The sequence below is a fragment of the Thiorhodovibrio winogradskyi genome, from assembly GCF_036208045.1.
In the GTDB taxonomy this organism is placed as follows: Bacteria; Pseudomonadota; Gammaproteobacteria; order Chromatiales; family Chromatiaceae; genus Thiorhodovibrio; species Thiorhodovibrio winogradskyi.
The window spans coordinates 1-21515 of sequence record NZ_CP121472.1 but is presented as its reverse complement, the minus strand read 5'-3'; the positions used below and the strand labels follow the sequence as shown (position 1 = coordinate 21515).

Here is a 21515-nt window from a genome sequence, read left to right as displayed (position 1 = left end):
CAGGTATAAACTGCCAAACTATCCCCTGGTCCGCGCTGACCCAAACTCACGGGAGACTCCGTTATTATGACATCAGACGATATTGCCCTTGTGCGCGCTTCCTGGGCGCGGTTGCAACCACAGGCCGAGCAGGCTGGAGCAGCGCTTTATCAGCGCATGTTCAACGACCACCCGGAGCTTCGCCATCTGTTCAAGGGCGAGATGGACGAGCAAGCGCACAAGCTGATGCGCATGATCAATCGCACGGTCGATACCCTGGATGATCTGGCGTCCTTGGATCGGGTCATTACCATGATGGGTGCTCGCCACAGCGGCTATGGGGTGGAAGATGAGGATTACCCAAAGATGCGTGATGCCCTGATCGCAACCCTGGACGCGCATCTTGGTAGTGATTTTGGCCCGGAAACCCGTCATGCTTGGAATCAAGTCTATGACGAACTTGCCCAGCTGATGATGGAAGGAGGAGCGAGCTGAGCGTCTTAGCGGACCCCCAAGGCTTGCCCCAGGGAGTCCCAAATGGAACCCAAATCCTGACTGGAACTCTTAGCCGCCGCCAACCGCGTGAATGATTTCTACACGGTCGCCCGGTGCAAGTGGACTTGCCGCGAACTGGCTTCGGGGGACGAGATGTTGGTTGACTTCGACCGCCAGGCGCTGTTTGGCGAGTCCTTGTTGGTGAATCAGATCCAGCACCGTGGCACCAGGATTGAGGTCAAGGGTTTCACCATTTAGAAAGATCTGCATCGCCAATTTCCTTGTGTTTGCTATTGTTTTGCCCTGGATCACCGGCGTTAATCGCCTTAAGATCCGTTTTGGAAAGCCGCTGCGCTTGTGCCATCCTGACCGTGTCGCAGCCATCTCCCTAATCAACAAGGATCCCTCATCAAGATCCCTGATCAACAAGCCGGGAGTAGCTCATGGAGCGATGGTCAAAAGATCTGATTCCGCTTGAACAGGCAGTCACGCTCGACGGGCTTTTTCTGCAGCGGGTAAGCCGTTCCCCGGAGCACGAGGCGTACCGCTGGTTCGATCGCTCCAGCAGCGCCTGGCGATCTCTCACCTGGGTCGAGATTTGCACGCAGGTCGCACGCTGGCGCGACGCATTAGCCGGCGAGGGGCTTGAGCCTGGAGATCGTGTCGCTCTGTTGTTGCGCAATTGTCCGGAATGGGTCATGTTCGATCAAGCGGCACTTTCGCTTGGGTTGGTAACAGTGCCCTTGTATACGGACGACCGCGCCGAGAATGCCGCCTACATCCTGCGCGAAACAGCTGCCAAGGCCTTGCTGGTGCAGGATGCGAATCGCTGGAACCGCCTGGCCGAGGTGATGAGCGATCAACCCTGGCCGGCGACAGTGGTGCTGCTTGATACTCCTAAAGACACCCCCTCACTGGCTGCCGGAGAGCCTCGGGTGGTGGCGGCTCGCGACTGGCTGCCGAGCCAGGGCGCGACTTGGCGGCAGCGCACCGCCGACTCCGATGAGTTGGCCAGCATCGTTTACACCTCTGGCACCACCGGCAAGCCCAAAGGCGTCATGCTGACGCACGGCAATATTCTGAGCAACGTGCATGGGGCCGTGGCGCTACTGGATGTCTATCGGGAAGACGTTTTTCTGTCCTTCCTGCCCTTGTCGCATATGCTAGAGCGCACGGCCAGCTATTACCTGCCCATGATGGCCGGCGCCACCCTGGCCTACGCGCGCTCGGTCGGCCAACTCGCCGATGATCTTAAAAACGTTCGCCCGACGGTGATCATCGCCGTACCCCGAGTGTTCGAGCGCGTCTACCAGCGTCTGCGGGAACAAATTCAGCATCGCCCAGCTCCGGCACGCTGGCTGTTTGGTCTGGCCACGCGCATTGGTTGGATCGCCTTCGAGCATACTCAAGGACGGCGGCGTTGGCATCCTCTGCTGCTGCTCTGGCCCATGCTCAAGCGTCTCATCGCAAACAAGGTGCTCGAACGCCTTGGCGGACGTATTCGGGCAGCCGTGAGCGGCGGCGCACCCCTGCCGCTGGATGTGGCGCGGATGTTTATTAGCCTGGGATTGCCCTTGATTCAGGGCTATGGTCTGACCGAAACTAGCCCGGTGGTCAGTGTCAATCCGCTTGAGGATAATCAGCCGGAGACCGTTGGCATTCCGCTGCGGGGCGTGCTGGTGCGCATTGGCGAGCAGGACGAGCTTCAGGTCAGCGGCCCCGGGGTCATGCGCGGGTACTGGAACAACCCGGCCGCCACCGCCCAGGTCCTGGGCGAGGACGGTTGGTTCCGCACTGGGGATCAGGCGCGACTCATCGGCCGCCATCTTCAGATCACCGGGCGGCTGAAGGACATTCTGGTGCTCTCCAATGGCGAGAAGGTGCCGCCGGCGGATATGGAGATGGCCATCGGGCTCGATCCTCTGTTCGAACAGGCCATGGTTCTGGGCGAGGGCAAACCCTTTCTGAGCGCCCTACTGGTGCTCAATACCGAGCTCTGGCCGAGCCTGGCGCGCGAGCATCAACTTGACCCGCGGGATCCGACGAGCCTTCAGGATCAAGGCTTGATCAAGACCATGCTGGCGCGCGTCCGCGAGGCGCTGGCGGACTTTCCCGGATATGCAAAAATTCGCCGCGTCACCCTGGTGCTTGAGCCTTGGTCGATCGACAACGGTTTGCTGACCCCAACGATGAAGGTCAAGCGACATCAGGTTGTCCACCAGCACCGTAACGCCATTGAGCGCATGTATGCCCTGGATGGCTGAATGAGACCTCCGTGCATGGGCGATTCTTGGTTTCTTTGGCGTTCTCTTGCCCGAGCGTGATCGCGTCTTGCCGATCCGCTCGCGCGGACCTACAATCGGCCCAGGTGATGCCAACCCGAGTCCTTGAAGCTGGGTCAGTTGGCAAGCAAGGCATGCATGACCTCTAGCTTGCGCCCTCAGTTTGGCTTGGGCGGACGGTTAACAGCGGCAACACCCATTCTTATCGCGGGCGTAGTTCAATGGTAGAACAGGGGCTTCCCAAGCCTCCAATGTGGGTTCGATTCCCATCGCCCGCTCCACTTCCCGCCTCTCTTGATCTCCTGCTTTCTCCCCCGATGCTCTCTTCCCGCGATGATCAAGGTCATGTAGAGCGATGATGCGGCCTCTGACAACGGGCTTGCTGTGGTTCTTCATGATCTTTGCCGGACTCGGGCTTTTTGTCATTGTCGCGGGCGATTCTTTGCTGGACCGTCCGCGGGTCCGTGATCTGCTGAGGGCTCAGGTTGAGGATGCAACCAGCTCGCACTGGCGCATCGGCGGGGGCCCGCGAGTCCACTGGCTACCCCAGCCTCAAATCCACCTGTGGCAAGTTGTAATGCTGGCGCGCGAGCGGCCTCCTCTACATGCCGAGGAAGTGGTGATCACATACCGCTGGAATTCCCTGTTCACTGGCCAGCCGCGGCCCGCACGTATTCAGGCCTGGCACCTCAGTGGCGCCTTCACCAAGAGCTCGGACGCCACCTCCCAGGTCAATCCGGTTCCGCTCACCTTTGACCTGGCCAAGGTGGACCTGCAGCTTGGCTCCGCGCGCCTGCCACTGGCCACCGCGGAAGGTCTCGAACTTCCGGATATGCGCCTCGGACTTGGGCCTATCACCTGGAGTCGGAAGGATCAGAGCTGGCATTGGCCAGCAGCCGAACTGACCGCGGATCTGAGCACCCAGGAGAATGCCCGCTCACTGAGCCTTGGCAATCTGCAGCTGCTTATCCAAGGTTTGCGCTTTGGCGGCGACATCCATGCCAATCTCACGGAAGAAGCGCTCATGGCATCCGGGCACCTGGCCGTGGACGCACTGGATCTGCACGCCTGGCTGGAAAGCCTTGAGCGTGCGCCAACCTCTGCCGGGCAGAGGCTCATCAGCAAGGAGGGCATGGGCTCCTTTGCCGCTGGTATTGACTTTCAACTCGACACCCAGGCTTTCGCGGATCAGCCTTTTTCGACCAATATATTTTTTTCATTACCAAAATTTTATGGCGGGCGAGTTGACGGTCAGCTTAAGGTAAGACCTGGTGATCGCGGGGCGCCCAGGTTCCAGCTATCGGCGCAAGGTGAAAGCTTGCAGATTGGCCCCATCCTGAGCGATCTGCAGGCCAAGCTGTCAGCCAGCGGTGTGGCCAAGATCGCGCTTGAGCTGAGCGCCAGTGGTGGCAATTGGGAGGGCATCAGCGAAAGTCTTGCCGGCGAGGCCGCTGTGCTCTTGCGCGATGTCCAACCACAAGGGCTTTCCTTCACCGACATGCTTGCAGCGACTGGGCCGGGTCTCAAGGCGGCTGGACTTGAATTGCCACGGCTCCATGCCTTTCGTGAGATCAGCGCCAGCTTTCATGGGGATTTGGGCCGCTTTCGCAGCCAGGATGTGATTGCCCGCTTACCCGGGGTATTGGTCACCGGCACGGGTCTGGTGGAACTGCCAGCAGAGAATGTCGATTTTGATTTGACCGCCATAGTGCAGGACAACCCAAATGGCGAGACCATCGCTGAGCTTAATGGACTGCCGATGCCTGTTCGCATTCAGGGCGCCTGGCAGACGCCGCGGGTTCGCATCGACCCGAGGCCGGCTCTGCGCGAGGCCGCCGCTCGCGCTCTCAAGCGCAAGGCAGACCAGCACCAGGACAAGCTCCGCGCGCTTGAGGAGCGCACCGGCATCAAGGGGCTGGAGCAAGGTCTGCGTAAACTACTTGGCACCAATTAGGCCAGGAATGGCGCCATGAACCAGGCTTGGTTGCCTGATGCCTTCGCAGACTGCGTGCTGCAATGGTTTGCCTGTCATGGACGTAAGGATCTTCCCTGGCAACTCGCGCCCACGCCGTATCGGGTCTGGGTCTCCGAGATCATGCTGCAACAGACGCAGGTTGCTGTTGTTATTCCGTATTTCGAGCGCTTTATTGGGTGCTTTCCCAATCTCGGCGCGCTCGCGACAGCCACTGAAGATGAGGTGCTGCAACACTGGTCCGGGCTTGGTTACTATGCTCGGGCACGCAATCTGCACCGCTCCGCCAGGATCGTTCTTGAACAGCATGGCGGCGAATTGCCCGAGCAGCTTGAGTGGCTGATCGCACTGCCAGGCATCGGGCGTTCCACGGCGGGCGCCATTCTCTCGCTTGCCTACGGGCAGGCTCATGCAATCCTTGATGGCAATGTCAAACGAGTGCTGGCACGCTGTTTCGCGGTTGCGGGCTGGCCCGGGGAGAGCCGGATACAAAAGCACCTGTGGGCTTTGGCCGATGAGCTTTTATCCGCTGCCGCCCGAGCTGGTTTGCAGGAGCTGCACCTTAAGCATCCGAATTGGCCAGGCACCTACAATCAAGCGATGATGGACCTGGGTGCCACTGTCTGCACTCGAGCCGCGCCGGATTGCAACCATTGCCCGCTCAGCCGGCATTGCCTGGCTCTCATGACGAACAGCATTCACCAGTATCCCCAACCCAAACCCAAACGACCCTTGCCTAGACGCGCGACTCGCTGGCTCCTAGTGCAAGACCCCGATGGCAGAATTTTGCTTGAGCAACGACCGCCAAGCGGACTCTGGGGTGGGCTCTGGACTTTCCCCGAGGTTTCGCTGCAGGAAAGCAGCGCGCATTGGTGCGAGTTGCATCTTTACCAGACGGCGCCTCGGGTTGAAAAGCTGCCAGACAGGCAGCATTCATTTTCCCACTTTCACTTGGACATTTATCCTGAACGACTCTTGCTCAAGTCAGCAATAAGTCAGCTTCGAGATAGCGACCGGCATCTCTGGGTGGCGCTGAAGCGCGCTTCCACCATGGCTGTCCCCGCGCCCGTCAAGGCGATCTTGCTGGAGTTACTGGCCATGGCTAAAGCATCCAAGAATCAACTCCTGGACTGTTGTTCCCACAGGCCAGCTTAGAACCTCATTCCAGAGAAATTCTTTTCTATCAATTACTTAGTGTACATGGAGACGTCCTATGTCCCGCATGGTCAAATGCATCAAACTCGGACATGAAGCCGAGGGCCTTGAGCGCCTACCCTATCCTGGCCCGCTTGGTGAGCGGATCTTCGAGCAAGTATCCAAGCCCGCCTGGGGCGATTGGCTAAAGCATCAAACGATGCTCATCAACGAAAATCGCCTGAGCCCGATGGACCCCAAGGCACGAAAATTTCTCGAGGATCAGATGGAGCAATATTTCTTTGGCGAGGGCGCCGAGGTGCCAGAGGGATACGTACCACCCAAAAACTGATTGGTTTCATATCAAGGCACTGATACAAAAAGGTTTTATCCAGATCCACGCAACCAGGGCGCTAGTTATATCTTGGCAATCTTGGATAAATTTGCTCAACCGAAGGTCTCGAGAGCCGCTTTCAACTCCGGTCGATCCTTGGCAGCTTCCGCCATCGGCACCCCGGCGGAAATGGCCGCCCAGGCCTGGTGCAGGCTTCTTGCTCCTGCCGCTGGACCTTGTGGGTGGCTGAAAACACCTCGACCAGGCACAAAACCGAAATCCGCACTGCCTACCAGGTTATAGACAGCCTCAAGCGTAGCAGCCGAATCGCTGCCACCAGGAACCGGCAAACTGGGTTTAATGTTGCCGAAGGTTGGATCAAGACAAGCATCGATACAAGCTTGAACCTCTGCTGCCGGGGTCATCATGCGCGCACCAAATCCCGGCATGATGATGACATCAAAGCCAGCAAGGCGTTGTAGCTTGGTCATGACGCGGGTATGCACACCAAAAAACGGCAGCCGACTCATACCCGCAATGACAGGGAAATGCGCCACCATTGGCACCTTGGTGTAAGCGCTCAGCATGCGCGCGGCACTCAAACCCATGGGCCAGGCATTCAGCATGACCGCTCCAGCACCGGCGGCGACCGCGGTATCGTGCAGATCGATCAAACGATCCAATTCATCGGTGATATTGGCCAAATAGATTTTCGGCACGCCAGTTTCCTGCTCGGCACGCATACGCGCGGCGCCTAGCAGGCGGGCCCGCTCTGCTAGCGGTGACCATTGGACATCAGCCAGCATTTCATCGTCCTTGGCAATGTCGAGACCTCCAGTCCAGGCTTGATAACCAAGCTCGGCGAAAGGTTCAGGAGGAAGACCAATATTTGGCTTGATCACACCAAAAAAAATGGGTCGATTCTCAACCTGGAGGCGCTCACGTAGGCCCTGAATGCCGAAGCGCGGTCCTTGAAATGCGCTCAGAAAGGAGTCCGGGAACTGAATATCGAGCAGCTTGATCAGGGGGATGCCGGGCGCGAAAAATGCACCTTCACCCAGTACCGCACTGAGCAAGTTGGGCAAGCGCGGACCAAAATTGGCATGAGGGTGGGCGATGCGAACCTTACAGCGATAAACCTCGCCATCTCCAAGCTCTACAACTGGGCTTGAAAATCCTGAAGGACAAGCTTGAGTGTCGAGTGACAAGACTTTCGCGGCAAAGCGAGGCCGGTAGTCCTCGCTGACATTCACTCGCTTCCATTGCGCCGTGGATTGTTCGCTGCAAAGATGGGCTGCAGCCAACTCTGGATCGCCTTGGCACTCGAAGACGTAGTCCAGTAGCAGATAGTCCTCGAACTCAAGAGCATTGGCCGAAGAAAAAAAACCACGAGCGTCGACTGCTTTCATCGCTTAACCCTCACCGAGAAACTGGAGTGTCAGGGCGCGCGATGTGCGCGGACCATCGAGCTCGACAAAGAATATGGACTGCCATTCACCAAGCAACAGTGCCCCATCCTCGATCGGGATGCTCTCCGAGGCATTCATAAACAACCCGAGCAAGTGTGCGTGCGCATTGTCTCGACCATCAACCGGGGCAAGGTTATGGCGGTAGTCACCATCGCGCGGGACTAAGCGCTTGAGGAAGGTCAACATGTCTAGTTGGAGTTGTGGTTCGCGCTCGTTAAAGTTGACGTAGGCTGTGGTGTGCCGGGAAATGAGTGTCGCCAGTCCAGAGCGAATGCCGGAATCCCTGCAGTGCTTGCGCACCTGCTCGGTAATATCAATTATCTCGATCGGTTGCTGTGTCGCAAGCCTGAGTTCAACCACTACCATTTTCATTCGCTGTCATCCTCCGGATTCCATCTCTTAGACTGTCTTCGCCGACCCCAGGGCCTGCAGTTAGAGCCAACTCATTGTGGTTTCCGGCTTCACCTGAGGTCGGCTTGAGCATGCCAGACGCATCTCCCGATTTCTGCACGTTTTATAACATCAGGCTCAATATGAGTCTCTCATGATATAGTCAGGGGTTCGGGCGCTGGTCCGTGCCAACGCGACGCCTCAACCATCTGGGCGCGCACCGATTCACCTTCCTGATTTGGAACTAGCACAACGACGGGAGTCAACTATGTCGAAAAAGCATCCAATTGTCGCTGTCACGGGCTCATCTGGCGCCGGCACAACCACTGTTAAACGCGCATTCGAGCACATTTTCTACCGCGACGGTATCAAAGCCGCCGTTATCGAGGGCGACAGCTTTCATCGCTACAACCGGGTGGAGATGAAAAGCGAAATGGCCAAGGCTGCGGAAGTTCACCGAAATTTAAGCCACTTTGGACCGGAAGCAAACCGTTTTGACTCGCTTGCTGACCTTTTTCAGACCTATGGAGACACCGGCAAGGGCAAACGTCGCTATTATCTTCATAGTGAGGGGGAAGCGGCCGAGCATAATCAACGGCTTGGAACTGACTTAAAACCTGGAGAATTTACGCCCTGGGAAGACCTTGAAGAGGGGACTGATGTTCTTTTTTATGAGGGCCTTCATGGACTCGTTGTCTCCGAAGAGGACAATGTTGCCCAGCATGTCGATTTAGGTGTTGGCGTCGTCCCTATCGTCAACCTGGAATGGATTCAGAAAATCCACCGCGATAATCTTGAGCGCGGCTACTCGGCGGAAGCTATCGTCGATACCATCATGCGGCGAATGCCCGACTATATTCGTCACATTACTCCTCAGTTTTCCTTGACGGACATCAATTTCCAGAGAGTCCCGACTGTTGACACTTCCAATCCTTTTATTGCCCGCGATATTCCTTTGCCTGATGAGAGCTTTGTGATTATTCGCTTTCGCGAGCCCGAAAAACTCAATATCGATTTTCCGTACCTACTCAGCATGATACACGACTCATTCATGAGTCGTCGCAATACCATGGTGGTGCCGGGGGGCAAGATGGGCTTTGCGATGGAGGTGGTCCTACAGCCAATCATCGAGCGCATGATGGATTCGCGTAATGTTTAGTATCGTTTTCATGCTCGGTCTGGTTGATAAGCACGGGTAAAGACGATGTTCGTGACATAAACTTCTGGGGCGGAATTTCCGCCCCATTGAGTTTCTCATCGAAAGTGGATGAAAGAGAATCTAAAATCGCTCTCTGGGGTGTGAAACTCGATATCCACTGAATCCTTGCAACTTACTTCGACCTTCAACTCACCGCGTTTTCGGCATCTCCACTGGCATGGAACTTCCCAGAAGATGCGCTTCTTAAGGGAAATCTACTGAGTGTTTACTGGCATTATCCAGGCTGCGGGGCATGTTGCCCAAATTAAAAGGTTCGGGTCCGACGCTCGCTTATCAATTCAATGTCCTGAATTCGATTTACAGCTGGCCAAGATTGGCGACAGTATCGCCGTCAACGGTGTTTGCCTGACAGTAGTGGGTTTTCTTCCTGACGGTTTTAGTGCCGATGTTTCACGTGAAACCTTATCGCTGACCACCCTCGCAGAGATCAGACCAGGAACTTTGGTGAATCTTGAGAGCGCTCTGACGCTCGCAACTCCCCTCGGAGGTCACTTGGTAAGTGGACATGTCGACGGCATCGGCACTGTGCTAGACATACGCGAGGAAGCTCGCTCACTTCAATTAAGCATTGAAGTCCCAAACGAACTCACCCGCTATATTTCCTGTAAAGGCTCCATAGCAGTTGATGGAATCAGTCTTACGGTCAACGACATCACTGGAAGCCTATTCTATTTGAATGTAGTACCCCATACACGAGTAGTAACAAATATCCAAAACTATCGAAGCACCACACGCGTCAATATTGAGGTTGATTTAATAGCGCGTTATCTTGAACGGCTGATAATTGGGAAACCAAGTAAAAGCGATGAATATGCCTCGGTAAGCAAGGAACTTCTTGCTCGCCATGGTTTTCTATGACGTCAATGATTCCATCTCTTTCAATACTGCCACCTGTACATGACTCATAATTCCACCGAAGACATTATCGAGGATTTACGCAAGGGGAACATGGTTATCATCATGGACGATGAAGACCGCGAGAACGAAGGCGACATCCTTTTAGCAGCGTCATGCGTCACCCCAGAGGCCATCAATTTCATGGCAAAATATGGACGCGGCCTGATCTGCCTAACTTTGAGCAAAGAACGATCAGAACGCCTTCGACTGCCGCTGATGGTCGACAAAAACCATGCCCCATATTCCACTGCTTTTACAGTCTCGATCGAAGCCGCTGAGGGGGTTACTACCGGCATCTCTGCGGCTGACCGTGCTCGGACCATTCAGGCCGCTGTTTCACCTAACGCTCGCCCCACTGATCTAGTACAGCCCGGTCATGTTTTCCCGCTGATTGCTCAACCAGGAGGTGTCTTAGTTCGTGCTGGTCACACTGAAGCTGGTTGTGATCTTGCCCGTTTGGCAGGTTTCGAGCCTGCAGCAGTGATTGTGGAGATCCTTAACGACGACGGATCCATGGCACGACGGCCTGACTTGGAGAGCTTCGCTAAAAAGCATGGACTCAAAATTGGCACAATTGCCGATTTAATCCATTATCGCGTCGCAAACGAAAAAGCTGTGGTGCGCCTTGACCGCTGCCAACTACCCACGAAGTTTGGTACATTTCAGCTCACAACCTATCGCGATACCATAGATGACGGACTTCATCTCGCGCTCACATACGGGAACATCTCAAAGGAACGTCCAACTCTTGTTCGAGTGCATCTCCAAAATAGCCTTTGCGATCTATTTGCAGGCTCTCATCCAGGCTGTGGCTGGCCGCTTGGGGATGTCATGCGCCAAATCGTCACTCAAGGGGAAGGTGTGATAGTCGTGCTTCGTAACCGTGACAGTAGCGAAGACATTCTTGCCAAGATGCGCCAAATGATGGCGTCAAAGGAAACCGAAGAAGTACTATCACATCGCAGTGATCAAAATGAACTTCGTACTTATGGCATCGGCGCTCAAATCCTTGCTGACCTCGGTGTCCGCCAGATGCGAGTAATGAGCGCACCAAAGGCACTGCACGGAATCTCTGGGTTTGATTTGGAAGTCGTTGAATACGTAGGTGGCGATGATAACCTTGCAAACAGCCATTCAGTTCAGTCATAACTGATGTATAGGCCCTCCCTAATACACTGACCATCCTTAGAGCCCTACTACCTTTAAGCCTGGTCTAATCATTTATTTTTCTCGGTATCAGCTAATTCACCATGATCAAAACACACGAAGGTGGCTTTCGACCTGGCTCAGTTCGTTTTTGCCTGGTTGTATCCCGTTGGAACAGTTTTATCGTCGATCATCTTGAACGCGGTGCCTTGGATGCATTGACTCGCCACGGCGTTGAGGAACAAAACATTACAATTATCCGAGTTCCAGGCTCATTCGAGATACCCCTTATCATTGACAAAATCGCCAAACAACATGATCACGACGCCATCATTGCCCTTGGTGCCGTCATACGCGGCGGTACACCTCATTTTGACTTTGTTGCAGGGGAATGTGTCAAAGGGATCGCCCAAGTGAGTCTCAGCCATGGTGTTCCAATTGGTTTTGGCGTACTCACGACAGACACCATTGAGCAAGCAATTGAGCGTGCTGGAACAAAAGCAGGTAACAAGGGAGCTGAGGCCGCGCTCTCTGCTCTAGAAATGGCTAACCTGCTAACACAGATCAGCTAAGCTGTAGATTCATTCATCGGCGTATTCCTTAGCGCTCTGGTAAATAATACATGTCCGGTCCACGCAGTCGAGCGCGTCATTACGCGCTTTTAGCACTTTATCAATGGCAATTTGGTAAACATACCGCAGCTGAGATCGCGCGAAATTTTTATGATGATCCAGCGTGGATGGATGCGATTGCGAGAGGATTGGCAGATCGTACTGAAGATCAAGCACTACCTACAGGTGGGGGTTTCGATCTTCAACTATTCGATCAACTCTTCCGTGGAGTCACGGAACAGATCGATGAGCTTGATGATAGCTTGCGACCCTTCCTTGATCGATCACTGTCAAGCGTCGATCCGGTTGAACGTGCGATCCTGCGGCTTGCCGCCTTTGAACTACAGCATAGTCCACAGTTGCCTAGCCCTGTAATCCTAGACGAGGCGATTGATTTAGCGAAAACCTTTGGTGCCGAAAAAGGACACAAGTTTGTCAATGGTGTTCTCGATAAACTCGCGCGCCATCGGTCAAATGAAGAGGAAAGGTCCAAACAATCTTGAGCAATAACGCATCATTGAGCGAGTTCTCTCTGATCCATGACTACCTGACAGGATTGGGCGCCACCCGCCAAGATGTGGTACTGGATATCGGGGACGATTGTGCGCTGACTGCAATTCCACCAGGATACGAGCTCGCCTTTAGCATTGATACATTAGTTAGTGGCGTTCATTTCTTCCCTGACTGCAACCCACAGGCGTTAGGACATAAATCACTCGCAGTAGGTCTCAGTGATCTAGCTGCCGTTGGTGCTATGCCAGCCTGGGCCACACTGGCATTGACCTTACCAGAGTCAGATTCAATCTGGTTAAAATCCTTTGCAACAGGAATCCATGAGCTTTCCTTAAAACACGGCTTACGCGTCGTAGGTGGAGACCTGACCCGCGGTCCACTGACAATATCCATTCAAGTCATGGGTCTGGTTCGCACAGGTATGGCAGTACGCCGTTCTGGTGCAAAACCGGGAGATCTAATTCTTGTCACTGGAGTACTCGGTGATGCAGGTCTTGCACTGCGACACCTACTCGCATGTAAAAAACAAAATATTATTGCCACAGACTTAGACCCGGAACTTCGCCAGCGACTTGAATGGCCACAACCTCGTGTCCAATTTGGCTGCTCTTTGCCTGGTATAGCAAGCGCTGCCATTGATATCTCTGATGGACTCGTGGCTGACCTCGGCCATCTCCTGACCCAAAGTGCTTGTGGCGCAAATATCGAATTAGCCCATATACCGCTCAGCTCACAGGTTTCTGCAGTTGTCAATCAGGAATTTGATTGGACAATCCCGCTCTGCTCTGGAGATGATTATGAACTTTGTTTCACAATCCCTGAGGTTCATTTACAAAAAGTTCAGAAGTCAGCCCATGAGTCTTGCTGTCAGGCCACAGTCATTGGCCATATCACCGAAACAACTGGCATACGACTAAAACAATCAAACGGAAAAGTCATAACTGCAGGCAATAAAATAGCCGCGACACCAGGGTTCGATCACTTTTCCAGTCATTGACTAAACTCTAATTGTTCCTTGCAATTGACGCCAGGATTTTGATCACGCAAACCCCGGAAATCAATTACCTCTTTGGGGCTATATCCCTCTTATCTAATACATTTTCTAGCACATCCTAATGAGTGAAATGCTGACTGAAAACTCCGAAGGCCTTGAGCAACTTGCTCTGCATCTGTTCAGTGAGAAGGCCTATCTAGACTATTCCATGTACGTTATTCTTGACCGGGCTTTACCGCAGTTAGCTGACGGACTTAAACCTGTGCAAAGGCGTATTCTATACGCAATGTCAGAACTTGGACTTGCTGCTAGTTCCAAGTTTAAGAAATCAGCACGCACAGTTGGCGACGTCCTTGGTAAGTTCCATCCTCACGGTGATAGCGCCTGCTACGAAGCCATGGTCTTAATGGCACAAGACTTTAGCTACCGTTATCCTCTCATAGATGGTCAAGGAAACTGGGGCGCACCTGATGATCCCAAGTCCTTTGCTGCAATGCGGTATACCGAGGCCCGTTTAGCGGCCTATGCAGAGTTGCTTCTTTCCGAGGTTGCACAGGGAACCGTAAACTGGCAGCCAAACTTTGATGGCACCCTTGAAGAACCCTCCCAACTGCCCGCTCGTTTGCCAAACCTACTTTTAAATGGTGGATCTGGCATCGCAGTTGGTATGGCGACTGATATCCCACCACACAATTTGCGCGAAGTCGCAAGTGCCTGTATTCATATACTTAAACACCCAAAGGCCGCACTAGATGACATCATGTCACTAGTGCCCGCTCCTGATTATCCGACAGGAGCGGAAATTGTTAGTTCATCCAATGAACTCAAGCGCATTTATGAATGCGGAATCGGCTCCATCAGACAGCGTGCCCGCTACTCAATAGAACAAGGAGACATTGTTATTTCTGCTTTGCCACACCAGGTATCCGGAAACCGAATCATGGAACAGATTGCAGCACAAATGCAGGCGAAAAAACTCCCCATGGTCGAAGATCTTCGTGATGAATCCGACCATCAATGCGCGACCAGAATAGTCATCAGTCCTAGATCGAATCGCGTCGACCTTGAACGGCTGATGTCACATCTTTTTGCGACAACAGAACTTGAGAAAAGCTATCGCGTCAATATGAATTTAATTGCCCTTGACGGACGACCTCATGTCATGGGCCTTCTCGAGATCTTGCACGAGTGGCTCAGATACCGCAGAGGAACAGTCCGACGCCGACTCACACATCGTCTTACAAAAGTTGAGGATCGCCTACATTTGCTAGCGGGTTTGCTGGTCGCACTTCTCAACATTGATGAAGTTATACGTATTATCCGCAACGAAGATGAGCCAAAACCTATCATCATGGATAGGTTTAACCTGAGCGAAGCACAGACAGACTACGTTTTAAATACCAGATTACGTCAACTTGCTAGACTCGAAGAAGTTAATATCCGCGCTGAAGAACATCAGCACAAAAAAGAGCAAGCAGAGATCTCACTCTTACTTGGAAATCAGCAAGCGTTGACGCAATTGATTATTGAAGAAATCACACAAGACGCTGAGAAATTTGGGGATTCGCGACGTTCACCTATCGCAGAAAGAGATGCAGGCACCGCACTTACAGACATTGAAGTCATGCCAAGCGAACCCCTGACTGTCGTACTCTCAGAAAAAGGGTGGGTGAGAGCAGCCAAAGGCCATGAGATAGATCCCCTTGCACTGACATACAAAAGTGGAGATGGCTTTGCAATGGCAGCACATTTGCGAAGTCAACAGAATGCTGTTTTCCTTGATTCAACTGGACGTGCCTACTCATTACCAGCAAACAGCCTACCTTCAGCACGAGGGCAAGGAGAGCCATTGACCGGACGTTTAGAACCACCAGCTGGTGCAATATTTAAGGCGGTTATAAGCGGAGAACCTCAAATATACTATGTTTTGGCGTCAGACCAAGGTTATGGATTTATCTGCTCGACAGAAAACCTAATCGCCAAGACAAAATCAGGGAAATTAGTTATCCATTTGCCAGATGGCGCCCAACTTCTCAGACCAGTTCAAGTTTTAAATGCCAAAAATGCTTGGATAGCCGTTGCTACTAACTCTGGACATTTACTTATATTCAAAGTTTCACATTTACCTGGGCTCGCTAAGGGAAAGGGTAATCGTATGATCACTATCCCGTCACCTAACCTAAACAACGAGGGTGAGCGCGTAAGTGGTCTTGCCGTAGTCCAGAATGATCAAACTCTTATTATTGAAGCGAACCAACGGCAATTCCGTCTTAAACCATCAGACCAATTGCACTATCAAGGGGAGCGTGGCCGTCGCGGTGCATTGCTACCGCGCGGCTTTCGACGTGTTGATCGTTTAGTCGTCGATTAACAAAATGTACGCAATTATGGATTCTGATGTAAATCTGAACTAGTCTTGTTTTACTAAAACATTATAATAATAATGATTGCTAAGTAAAATCAGACGTCTATGTTTCCCGCTTCAAGGGCATTTCTTTCTATAAATTCCCTTCGCGGCTCAACCTGATCTCCCATCAGGGTTGTAAAAATCTGATCAGCAGCGACTCCATCTTCAATTGTTACCCGTAATAGTCGACGACATTCAGGATCCATGGTTGTTTCCCAAAGCTGCCCTGGATTCATTTCTCCCAAACCTTTGTACCGCTGAATTTGGTAACCGCGTTTAGCTTCACCAAATAGCCAGTCGTAAGCGCTGATAAATGTGGAAATATCTGTACTCCGATCACCCCTTTCGACTCGCGCGCCTGGCCCCACCAAACCATCAAGTTTTTCACTTAAGGCAGCAATTTTTAAATAATCCGCTGACAAGAAAAACTCAAATGAAACAATACGACTTTCTGGAACACCATGAACCGAACGAATTATTTCTAGGCCAGTTTGCTCGATATTCCCATCGCTGTGAATTGACACGTGGTAATCGACCGATGTCTCACAATTAAGCCTTAAACGCTCCGACAATAACTCAATCCATGGTCTAAGAGTCGTTTCATCATTCCATGAATCCAAGGTAAGTCGAGGCAGATTTAAAAGTTCAACGAGGAAAAGTGAATCGTAACGGTTCGATAATCGAGCAATGATTGCACGATAGACTTGAAATTCCCTCGTTAGTTCTTCGAGGACCATGGGGGACATCGGTGGAGTATCAGCCCTAAGGTATAGTCTAGTGTTATCCAAGGCAGCACGAAGCAAGGATACACTCAACTCTACATCATCTAAAAGATAATCCTCTTGTTTTCCTCGCTTAACTTTATAAAGAGGTGGTTGTGCGATATAAATATGCCCTCTTTCGATTAATTCGGGCATTTGCCGATAAAAGAACGTCAACAGCAAGGTTCTTATATGCGCGCCATCAACATCAGCATCGGTCATCACAATGATGCGGTGATAACGCAGTTTCTCCGGATCGTATTCCTGGCGACCAATACCGCAGCCCAAGGCAGTAATCAAGGTACCCACCTCGGCCGAAGATAACATTTTGTCGAACCTTGCCTTCTCAACGTTTAGAATTTTTCCTTTTAAAGGGAGAATTGCCTGAAAAGCACGATCTCGACCTTGTTTAGCAGATCCACCAGCAGAATCACCCTCGACTATAAAGAGCTCTGATCCAGCTGGATCTTTTTCTTGACAGTCAGCAAGCTTTCCAGGTAAACCTGCTACATCCAAAACGCCTTTGCGACGTGTCATATCACGTGCTTTTCGAGCTGCCTCACGGGCACGTGCTGCCTCCAGCATCTTATTAGCAATTATTTTAGCTTCAGTGGGATTCTCTTCAAGGAATATATTCAAGTGTTCACTAAAAGAAGCTTCAACAATTGGCTTAACGTCAGAAGAAACAAGCTTTTCCTTTGTTTGAGATGAAAACTTTGGATCTGGTACCTTAACTGAGACAACAGCCGTGAGTCCTTCACGGGCATCATCTCCAATTGGTCGAGATTTTTGATTCTTATCCAATGTTTCTCGTTCGATGTATTGGTTCAGCGTACGTGTTAAACCAGCACGGAAACCAGCTAAATGGGTACCACCGTCCTTTTGTGGAATATTATTAGTGTAGCAAAATATGGTCTCTTGATAGCTTTCATTCCATTGTAAAGCTATTTCAACGACATGATCATTTCTCTCATCTGTGAAATAGATGACCGAACTATGAATCGCTGTTTTATTACGATTCAAATGTTCAACAAATGCTTTAATACCACCCTTATATTCAAAAACATCTTCTCGGTCGACCCGCTCATCACGTAACTGAATACGTACACCTGAATTTAAAAACGACAATTCACGTAGACGCTTTGCCAAAATATCATAATGAAACTCACAGTCAGAAAACACTTCCTTAGAAGGTTTAAAGCGAATCTCAGTACCCGATGATTCTACTTTGTCAATTGCTGTTAATGGCTGTTCAGGCACACCCATATGATACTTTTGTCCATAGAGTGTCCCATCTCGCCATATCCGCAACTCAAGAGTCTCGGAAAGCGCATTGACAACAGATACACCTACACCATGCAAACCTCCTGATACTTTATACGAATTATCATCAAACTTACCCCCTGCATGGAGCACCGTCATAATGACTTCCGCCGCTGAACGATTCTCCTCGGTATGAATATCAACCGGGATCCCTCGTCCATTATCTGTGACAGAAACAGATCCATCTGGATGCACAATCACTCTAATTTCATTGCAATATCCAGCCAAGGCCTCATCAATAGAATTGTCAACAACTTCAAAAACCATATGATGTAGTCCGGTACCATCATCAGTGTCACCGATATACATCCCGGGCCGCTTGCGAACAGCATCCAGTCCACGAAGAACCTGAATATTTGTGGAATCGTAACCCATCGAGTCTAAAACGTCAGTAAGTTGGCCAGTTAATTAAACATTATAACGCTAAAAACGCAGCAATCGCTGCCAAACATCGAGTATTTTTTATGATTGTGCACAAAGTCAAAGCTTGCCATCAGCACTACGGATACGACCTTGTTCCACGTGAAACACCTTATCGCACTCAATCTCAGGATCATCCAATGCAGTAAAAAAAACGTGAGCCTTTTCTCCTCGAGAACCAGCTTAGTATGACTTTTATGCCAGATCTGTAGATCAGATCGATCAGGCCCCAAAAAAGTAAAACCACGTTTCCTATCACTTACATTGGTATTCAGCATCTGTCCATACTTTTTTCCTCGAAAAGTTCCTCCATGGGTTAAAAAACAAACTGCCTCAAGGAAGGTTGTCTTACATGCCCCATTATTACTAAGAACAAGATTGACTCCCTTTTTCGACTCTATATTAAATGGTGCTAAATTGCGAATCCCCTCACCTTGAAGGATCTCAAGCCACATGAAACAACCATGACAAACAACAGAAAAGTTCATCAAAATCAATAAAAAAATTTTCCCCTGATAGGTTAAATCCGCATTGGCATTACTACATAAAGTTCTCCATCTGATTCAGGGTCAACTAATATTGAACTGACTTCAGAATCTGAAAATCGAACCTCTACCAAATTCCCGGTCATGGCATTTAAAACATCGAGCCAATAACTAACATTGAAGCCTATGGTTGTATCATCACCATTAAATACAATCGGTATATCTTCTTGTGCCTCCTCATGCTCAGGATTGCTAACCTCTAACTTCAAAGATCCATCCGCAAAGGTCATACGAACTCCTTTTTGCTTTTCATAAGAAAGAACCGCGGTTCTTGTCAAAGCATTTCTGAGAGTCTCTCTATCAATAGTAGTTGTATACTTAAGTGAATATGGAATAACGCGTTCATAATCAGGATATCGACCATCGATTAGTTTGGTAGTTAAAACATTTTTACCAATTCGAATAACAACAGAACGATCACCAATTTCAAATATTGTTGTTGCTCCAAATTTTCCCCCTAGCATGCGTTTTAGTTCAGAAACCGTTTTAGCCGGGAATATCAATTGCTTCTCCTGTTCCCAAGCATCCAAGGCCGGCATTAATAGTTCTGATTTTGCCAATCTGTGGCCATCAGTAGCCACCAAAACAAGCTTCCCAGAATGAATTTGCACCAACAAACCATTTAAATAATAACGTACATCCTGATGTGCCATTGCGAAACTGGTACACTCAAACATCCTACATAATAGTTCTGTATCAATTTCAAAACTTTGATGGACTGAATCTCCCTCCAGTCCAGGATAATCTTCAGCAGGCATCGTGCTTAACATAAAACGACTAGGTCCGCAACGTATTATTGCGCGTTTATCAGCGACTTCAAGCTTGATAACACTATTGTCTGGAAGCGCTTTACATATATCTGCAAGTTTTTTTGCCGGCAAAGTAATCGCACCTGGCACATCAATCGTTCCCTCAACATTGCATGAAATCTGTAATTCCAGATCCGTTGCCGTCAAAACTAAACTATTTTCCAAAGTCTTAACCAGCAAATTACTTAGAATTGGAAGGGTTTGCCGCCGTTCCACTACAGAGGCAACGCTGATCAGAGCTGGAATCAGATGGTCACGATATACTTCTATCTTCATAATAATATTAATACCTAGTAGTTATAGTAGATGCCTTGGCATATCTCATATTAATCAAGAATTATACGTAATTTCAATATTTTAAGCTCCTCAAAACATCGTGCAAGAAGTAACAAATAAACTGTGAATAAAATGTGCATGAATTGATTCCTCACTTTATACCGTAGTTATCCACAACTATGATGTCATAATTCTCAACAGGTTCTTAAAATCTTCGTCAAAGAGTGAATCTTGACTTCTCAATTCCTGAACTTTTTTAGCTGCATGTATCACTGTGCTGTGATCTCGCCCACCAAATGCTTTACCAATTTCAGGTAGGCTGTTTTTGGTTAGTTCTTTTGCCAGTGCCATAGCAATCTGTCGTGGACGGGTAATGGACCGAGTGCGCTTGGCTGAGAGTAAATCCGAAGTTCTAATCTTGAAATATTCAGCTACCATTTTTTGAATATTATTAATCGTCACTTGCTTATCCTGGGCAATAAGCATGTCGTGCAATGCGGATCTTGCGAATTCCAAATTTATTGGAACACCAGTAAAGCTAGAGTTCGCACCTAAGCGCCGAAGTGCCCCTTCAAGTTCTCGAACGTTGGAACGAAGACGTTTTGCTACGAAAAAAGCGACATCCTCCGGGAGATGGATACCAAATAAATTCGCCTTACTTTGAAGGATTGCCACTCGCGTTTCAAGATCAGGAGGTTCAATTGCAACGGTTAAACCCCAACCAAACCGAGATTTTAGTCGTTCCTCAAGGCCGTTAACTTCTTTTGGAAACCGATCACTGGAAAGAATAATTTGCTGACCAGTTTCAAACAAAGCATTGAAGGTATGAAAAAATTCTTCTTGTGAACGATCCTTGCCAGCAAAAAATTGCACATCATCAATTAGAAGGGCATTGACTGCCCGATATTTTGCCTTGAAGTCATCCATTCGATTATGCTGAAGGCATTTAATCATATCTGAAACAAAACGTTCTGAATGAACGTAAACAATAGATGCCTCGCTATTCCTTTCAAGAATTGTGTTACCTACAGCCTGCATAAGATGTGTTTTTCCAAGGCCAACTCCCCCATAAATATAAAGCGGGTTATAAGTAGTTCCAGGATGACAAGCAATTTGCATTGATGCAGCTCGCGCAATTTGATTTGATTTACCTTCCACAAAGGTATCGAATCGAAACTCAGCAGACAAGTTTGCCAAGCGCCTCCGTTCTTCAAGCGGACTACTTTTCCCCGGGCTTGATTTTTGGTTTGAGCGAGCCTGTACTCCAACAGAGTTATGTGGTCTTGAATGATCGTCCCCCCGGGCGCCGATTTCAAACTGAACATTTTCTATTTCTCCGTGACTAAGAGATTTGCTCAGTTCAAGAATAATTTCCCCATAATGGGTAATTACCCAATCGCGTACGAACCGGTTTGGCGCAAGGAGTTGAAGCGAGGTACCTTCTAGTCCGGCCTGCAATGGCAGAATCCAGGTGGAAAACTCCTGCGGACTCAATGTTTCTCTCAGTTGGTTGACACAATCCTTCCAGACGTTCGACAA

Annotated in this window: 19 protein-coding genes and 1 tRNA gene; 13 read left to right on the top strand and 7 right to left on the bottom strand. The window is 50.3% G+C overall.

Going from position 1 to position 21515, the window contains the following annotated elements:
* Positions 1 to 66 precede the first annotated feature (66 nt).
* A complete protein-coding gene (locus Thiowin_RS00095) occupies positions 67 to 474 on the top strand; it encodes a globin domain-containing protein (RefSeq protein WP_328985725.1) in 408 nt (135 codons plus the stop codon).
* 69 nt (positions 475 to 543) lie between these two features.
* Here the strand turns inward: Thiowin_RS00095 and thiS are convergent, their stop codons facing one another.
* Entirely contained in the window at positions 544 to 744 is a 201-nt protein-coding gene (gene thiS / locus Thiowin_RS00090) for a sulfur carrier protein ThiS (RefSeq protein ID WP_328988169.1), read from the bottom strand.
* Between the two features lie 173 nt (positions 745 to 917).
* Between thiS and Thiowin_RS00085 the strand changes: the two genes are divergently transcribed.
* From Thiowin_RS00085 to Thiowin_RS00065, 5 genes are all read left to right on the top strand, one after another.
* Positions 918 to 2738, top strand: a complete 1821-nt coding sequence (locus tag Thiowin_RS00085; protein WP_328985724.1) for an AMP-dependent synthetase/ligase — start codon at positions 918 to 920, stop codon at positions 2736 to 2738.
* Positions 2739 to 2963: 225 nt separating this feature from the next.
* Positions 2964 to 3037: transfer RNA gene (locus Thiowin_RS00080), tRNA-Gly, on the top strand.
* Positions 3038 to 3111: 74 nt separating this feature from the next.
* Positions 3112 to 4710: an AsmA family protein gene (locus Thiowin_RS00075; RefSeq protein ID WP_328985723.1), complete on the top strand. Its 1599-nt coding sequence runs from the start codon at positions 3112 to 3114 to the stop codon at positions 4708 to 4710.
* A 15-nt stretch (positions 4711 to 4725) separates the two neighbouring features.
* Positions 4726 to 5883, top strand: a complete 1158-nt coding sequence (gene mutY / locus Thiowin_RS00070; protein WP_328985722.1) for an A/G-specific adenine glycosylase — start codon at positions 4726 to 4728, stop codon at positions 5881 to 5883.
* A gap of 58 nt (positions 5884 to 5941) precedes the next feature.
* Positions 5942 to 6214, top strand: a complete 273-nt coding sequence (locus Thiowin_RS00065) for an oxidative damage protection protein (protein ID WP_328985721.1) — start codon at positions 5942 to 5944, stop codon at positions 6212 to 6214.
* A 95-nt stretch (positions 6215 to 6309) separates the two neighbouring features.
* Here the strand turns inward: Thiowin_RS00065 and Thiowin_RS00060 are convergent, their stop codons facing one another.
* Together Thiowin_RS00060 and Thiowin_RS00055 are read right to left on the bottom strand one after the other, a co-directional pair.
* Complete coding sequence (locus tag Thiowin_RS00060; protein WP_328985720.1) at positions 6310 to 7605, bottom strand: RuBisCO large subunit C-terminal-like domain-containing protein; 1296 nt, start codon at positions 7603 to 7605, stop codon at positions 6310 to 6312.
* A 3-nt stretch (positions 7606 to 7608) separates the two neighbouring features.
* The gene (locus Thiowin_RS00055) at positions 7609 to 8037 is read right to left on the bottom strand and encodes a secondary thiamine-phosphate synthase enzyme YjbQ (RefSeq protein WP_328985719.1); all 429 of its coding nucleotides are present in this window, start codon (positions 8035 to 8037) and stop codon (positions 7609 to 7611) included.
* Between the two features lie 286 nt (positions 8038 to 8323).
* Between Thiowin_RS00055 and Thiowin_RS00050 the strand changes: the two genes are divergently transcribed.
* From Thiowin_RS00050 to parC, 7 genes are all read left to right on the top strand, one after another.
* Positions 8324 to 9214 carry a phosphoribulokinase gene (locus Thiowin_RS00050; protein ID WP_328985718.1) on the top strand — a complete coding sequence of 297 codons (891 nt, stop codon included), beginning with the start codon at positions 8324 to 8326 and terminating at the stop codon, positions 9212 to 9214.
* 261 nt (positions 9215 to 9475) lie between these two features.
* Complete coding sequence (locus tag Thiowin_RS00045; protein ID WP_328985717.1) at positions 9476 to 10132, top strand: riboflavin synthase; 657 nt, start codon at positions 9476 to 9478, stop codon at positions 10130 to 10132.
* 39 nt (positions 10133 to 10171) lie between these two features.
* Entirely contained in the window at positions 10172 to 11320 is a 1149-nt protein-coding gene (gene ribBA / locus Thiowin_RS00040; RefSeq protein WP_328985716.1) for a bifunctional 3,4-dihydroxy-2-butanone-4-phosphate synthase/GTP cyclohydrolase II, read from the top strand.
* Between the two features lie 101 nt (positions 11321 to 11421).
* Positions 11422 to 11889: a 6,7-dimethyl-8-ribityllumazine synthase gene (ribH, locus tag Thiowin_RS00035; protein WP_328985715.1), complete on the top strand. Its 468-nt coding sequence runs from the start codon at positions 11422 to 11424 to the stop codon at positions 11887 to 11889.
* A 50-nt stretch (positions 11890 to 11939) separates the two neighbouring features.
* A complete protein-coding gene (gene nusB / locus Thiowin_RS00030) occupies positions 11940 to 12431 on the top strand; it encodes a transcription antitermination factor NusB (protein ID WP_328985714.1) in 492 nt (163 codons plus the stop codon).
* A complete protein-coding gene (gene thiL, locus Thiowin_RS00025) occupies positions 12428 to 13438 on the top strand; it encodes a thiamine-phosphate kinase (RefSeq protein WP_328985713.1) in 1011 nt (336 codons plus the stop codon). Before nusB ends, thiL begins: the two co-directional genes overlap by 4 nt.
* Positions 13439 to 13556: 118 nt before the next feature.
* Complete coding sequence (gene parC, locus Thiowin_RS00020; protein WP_328985712.1) at positions 13557 to 15806, top strand: DNA topoisomerase IV subunit A; 2250 nt, start codon at positions 13557 to 13559, stop codon at positions 15804 to 15806.
* Between the two features lie 89 nt (positions 15807 to 15895).
* Here the strand turns inward: parC and gyrB are convergent, their stop codons facing one another.
* From gyrB to dnaA, 4 genes are all read right to left on the bottom strand, one after another.
* Positions 15896 to 18301, bottom strand: a complete 2406-nt coding sequence (gyrB, locus tag Thiowin_RS00015; RefSeq protein WP_328985710.1) for a DNA topoisomerase (ATP-hydrolyzing) subunit B — start codon at positions 18299 to 18301, stop codon at positions 15896 to 15898.
* Positions 18302 to 18330: 29 nt separating this feature from the next.
* On the bottom strand, positions 18331 to 18801 hold the full coding sequence (locus Thiowin_RS25115; protein WP_408034138.1) for an AAA family ATPase: 471 nt from the start codon (positions 18799 to 18801) through the stop codon (positions 18331 to 18333).
* 65 nt (positions 18802 to 18866) lie between these two features.
* Positions 18867 to 19976 carry a DNA polymerase III subunit beta gene (gene dnaN / locus Thiowin_RS00010; protein ID WP_328985709.1) on the bottom strand — a complete coding sequence of 370 codons (1110 nt, stop codon included), beginning with the start codon at positions 19974 to 19976 and terminating at the stop codon, positions 18867 to 18869.
* 177 nt (positions 19977 to 20153) lie between these two features.
* A complete protein-coding gene (gene dnaA, locus Thiowin_RS00005; protein ID WP_328985708.1) occupies positions 20154 to 21515 on the bottom strand; it encodes a chromosomal replication initiator protein DnaA in 1362 nt (453 codons plus the stop codon).

Coding starts and splice junctions, on each gene's coding strand:
- Thiowin_RS00095 (WP_328985725.1), top strand. CDS start 67: ATGACATCAGACGATATTGCCCTTGTGCGCGCTTCCTGGGCGCGGTTG.
- parC (WP_328985712.1), top strand. CDS start 13,557: ATGAGTGAAATGCTGACTGAAAACTCCGAAGGCCTTGAGCAACTTGCT.
- dnaN (WP_328985709.1), bottom strand. CDS start 19,976: ATGAAGATAGAAGTATATCGTGACCATCTGATTCCAGCTCTGATCAGC.
- thiS (WP_328988169.1), bottom strand. CDS start 744: ATGCAGATCTTTCTAAATGGTGAAACCCTTGACCTCAATCCTGGTGCC.
- Thiowin_RS00060 (WP_328985720.1), bottom strand. CDS start 7,605: ATGAAAGCAGTCGACGCTCGTGGTTTTTTTTCTTCGGCCAATGCTCTT.
- Thiowin_RS00085 (WP_328985724.1), top strand. CDS start 918: ATGGAGCGATGGTCAAAAGATCTGATTCCGCTTGAACAGGCAGTCACG.
- Thiowin_RS00055 (WP_328985719.1), bottom strand. CDS start 8,037: ATGAAAATGGTAGTGGTTGAACTCAGGCTTGCGACACAGCAACCGATC.
- Thiowin_RS00065 (WP_328985721.1), top strand. CDS start 5,942: ATGTCCCGCATGGTCAAATGCATCAAACTCGGACATGAAGCCGAGGGC.
- mutY (WP_328985722.1), top strand. CDS start 4,726: ATGAACCAGGCTTGGTTGCCTGATGCCTTCGCAGACTGCGTGCTGCAA.
- ribBA (WP_328985716.1), top strand. CDS start 10,172: ATGACTCATAATTCCACCGAAGACATTATCGAGGATTTACGCAAGGGG.
- Thiowin_RS00075 (WP_328985723.1), top strand. CDS start 3,112: ATGATGCGGCCTCTGACAACGGGCTTGCTGTGGTTCTTCATGATCTTT.
- Thiowin_RS00050 (WP_328985718.1), top strand. CDS start 8,324: ATGTCGAAAAAGCATCCAATTGTCGCTGTCACGGGCTCATCTGGCGCC.
- nusB (WP_328985714.1), top strand. CDS start 11,940: ATGTCCGGTCCACGCAGTCGAGCGCGTCATTACGCGCTTTTAGCACTT.
- ribH (WP_328985715.1), top strand. CDS start 11,422: ATGATCAAAACACACGAAGGTGGCTTTCGACCTGGCTCAGTTCGTTTT.
- gyrB (WP_328985710.1), bottom strand. CDS start 18,301: ATGGGTTACGATTCCACAAATATTCAGGTTCTTCGTGGACTGGATGCT.
- Thiowin_RS25115 (WP_408034138.1), bottom strand. CDS start 18,801: ATGTGGCTTGAGATCCTTCAAGGTGAGGGGATTCGCAATTTAGCACCA.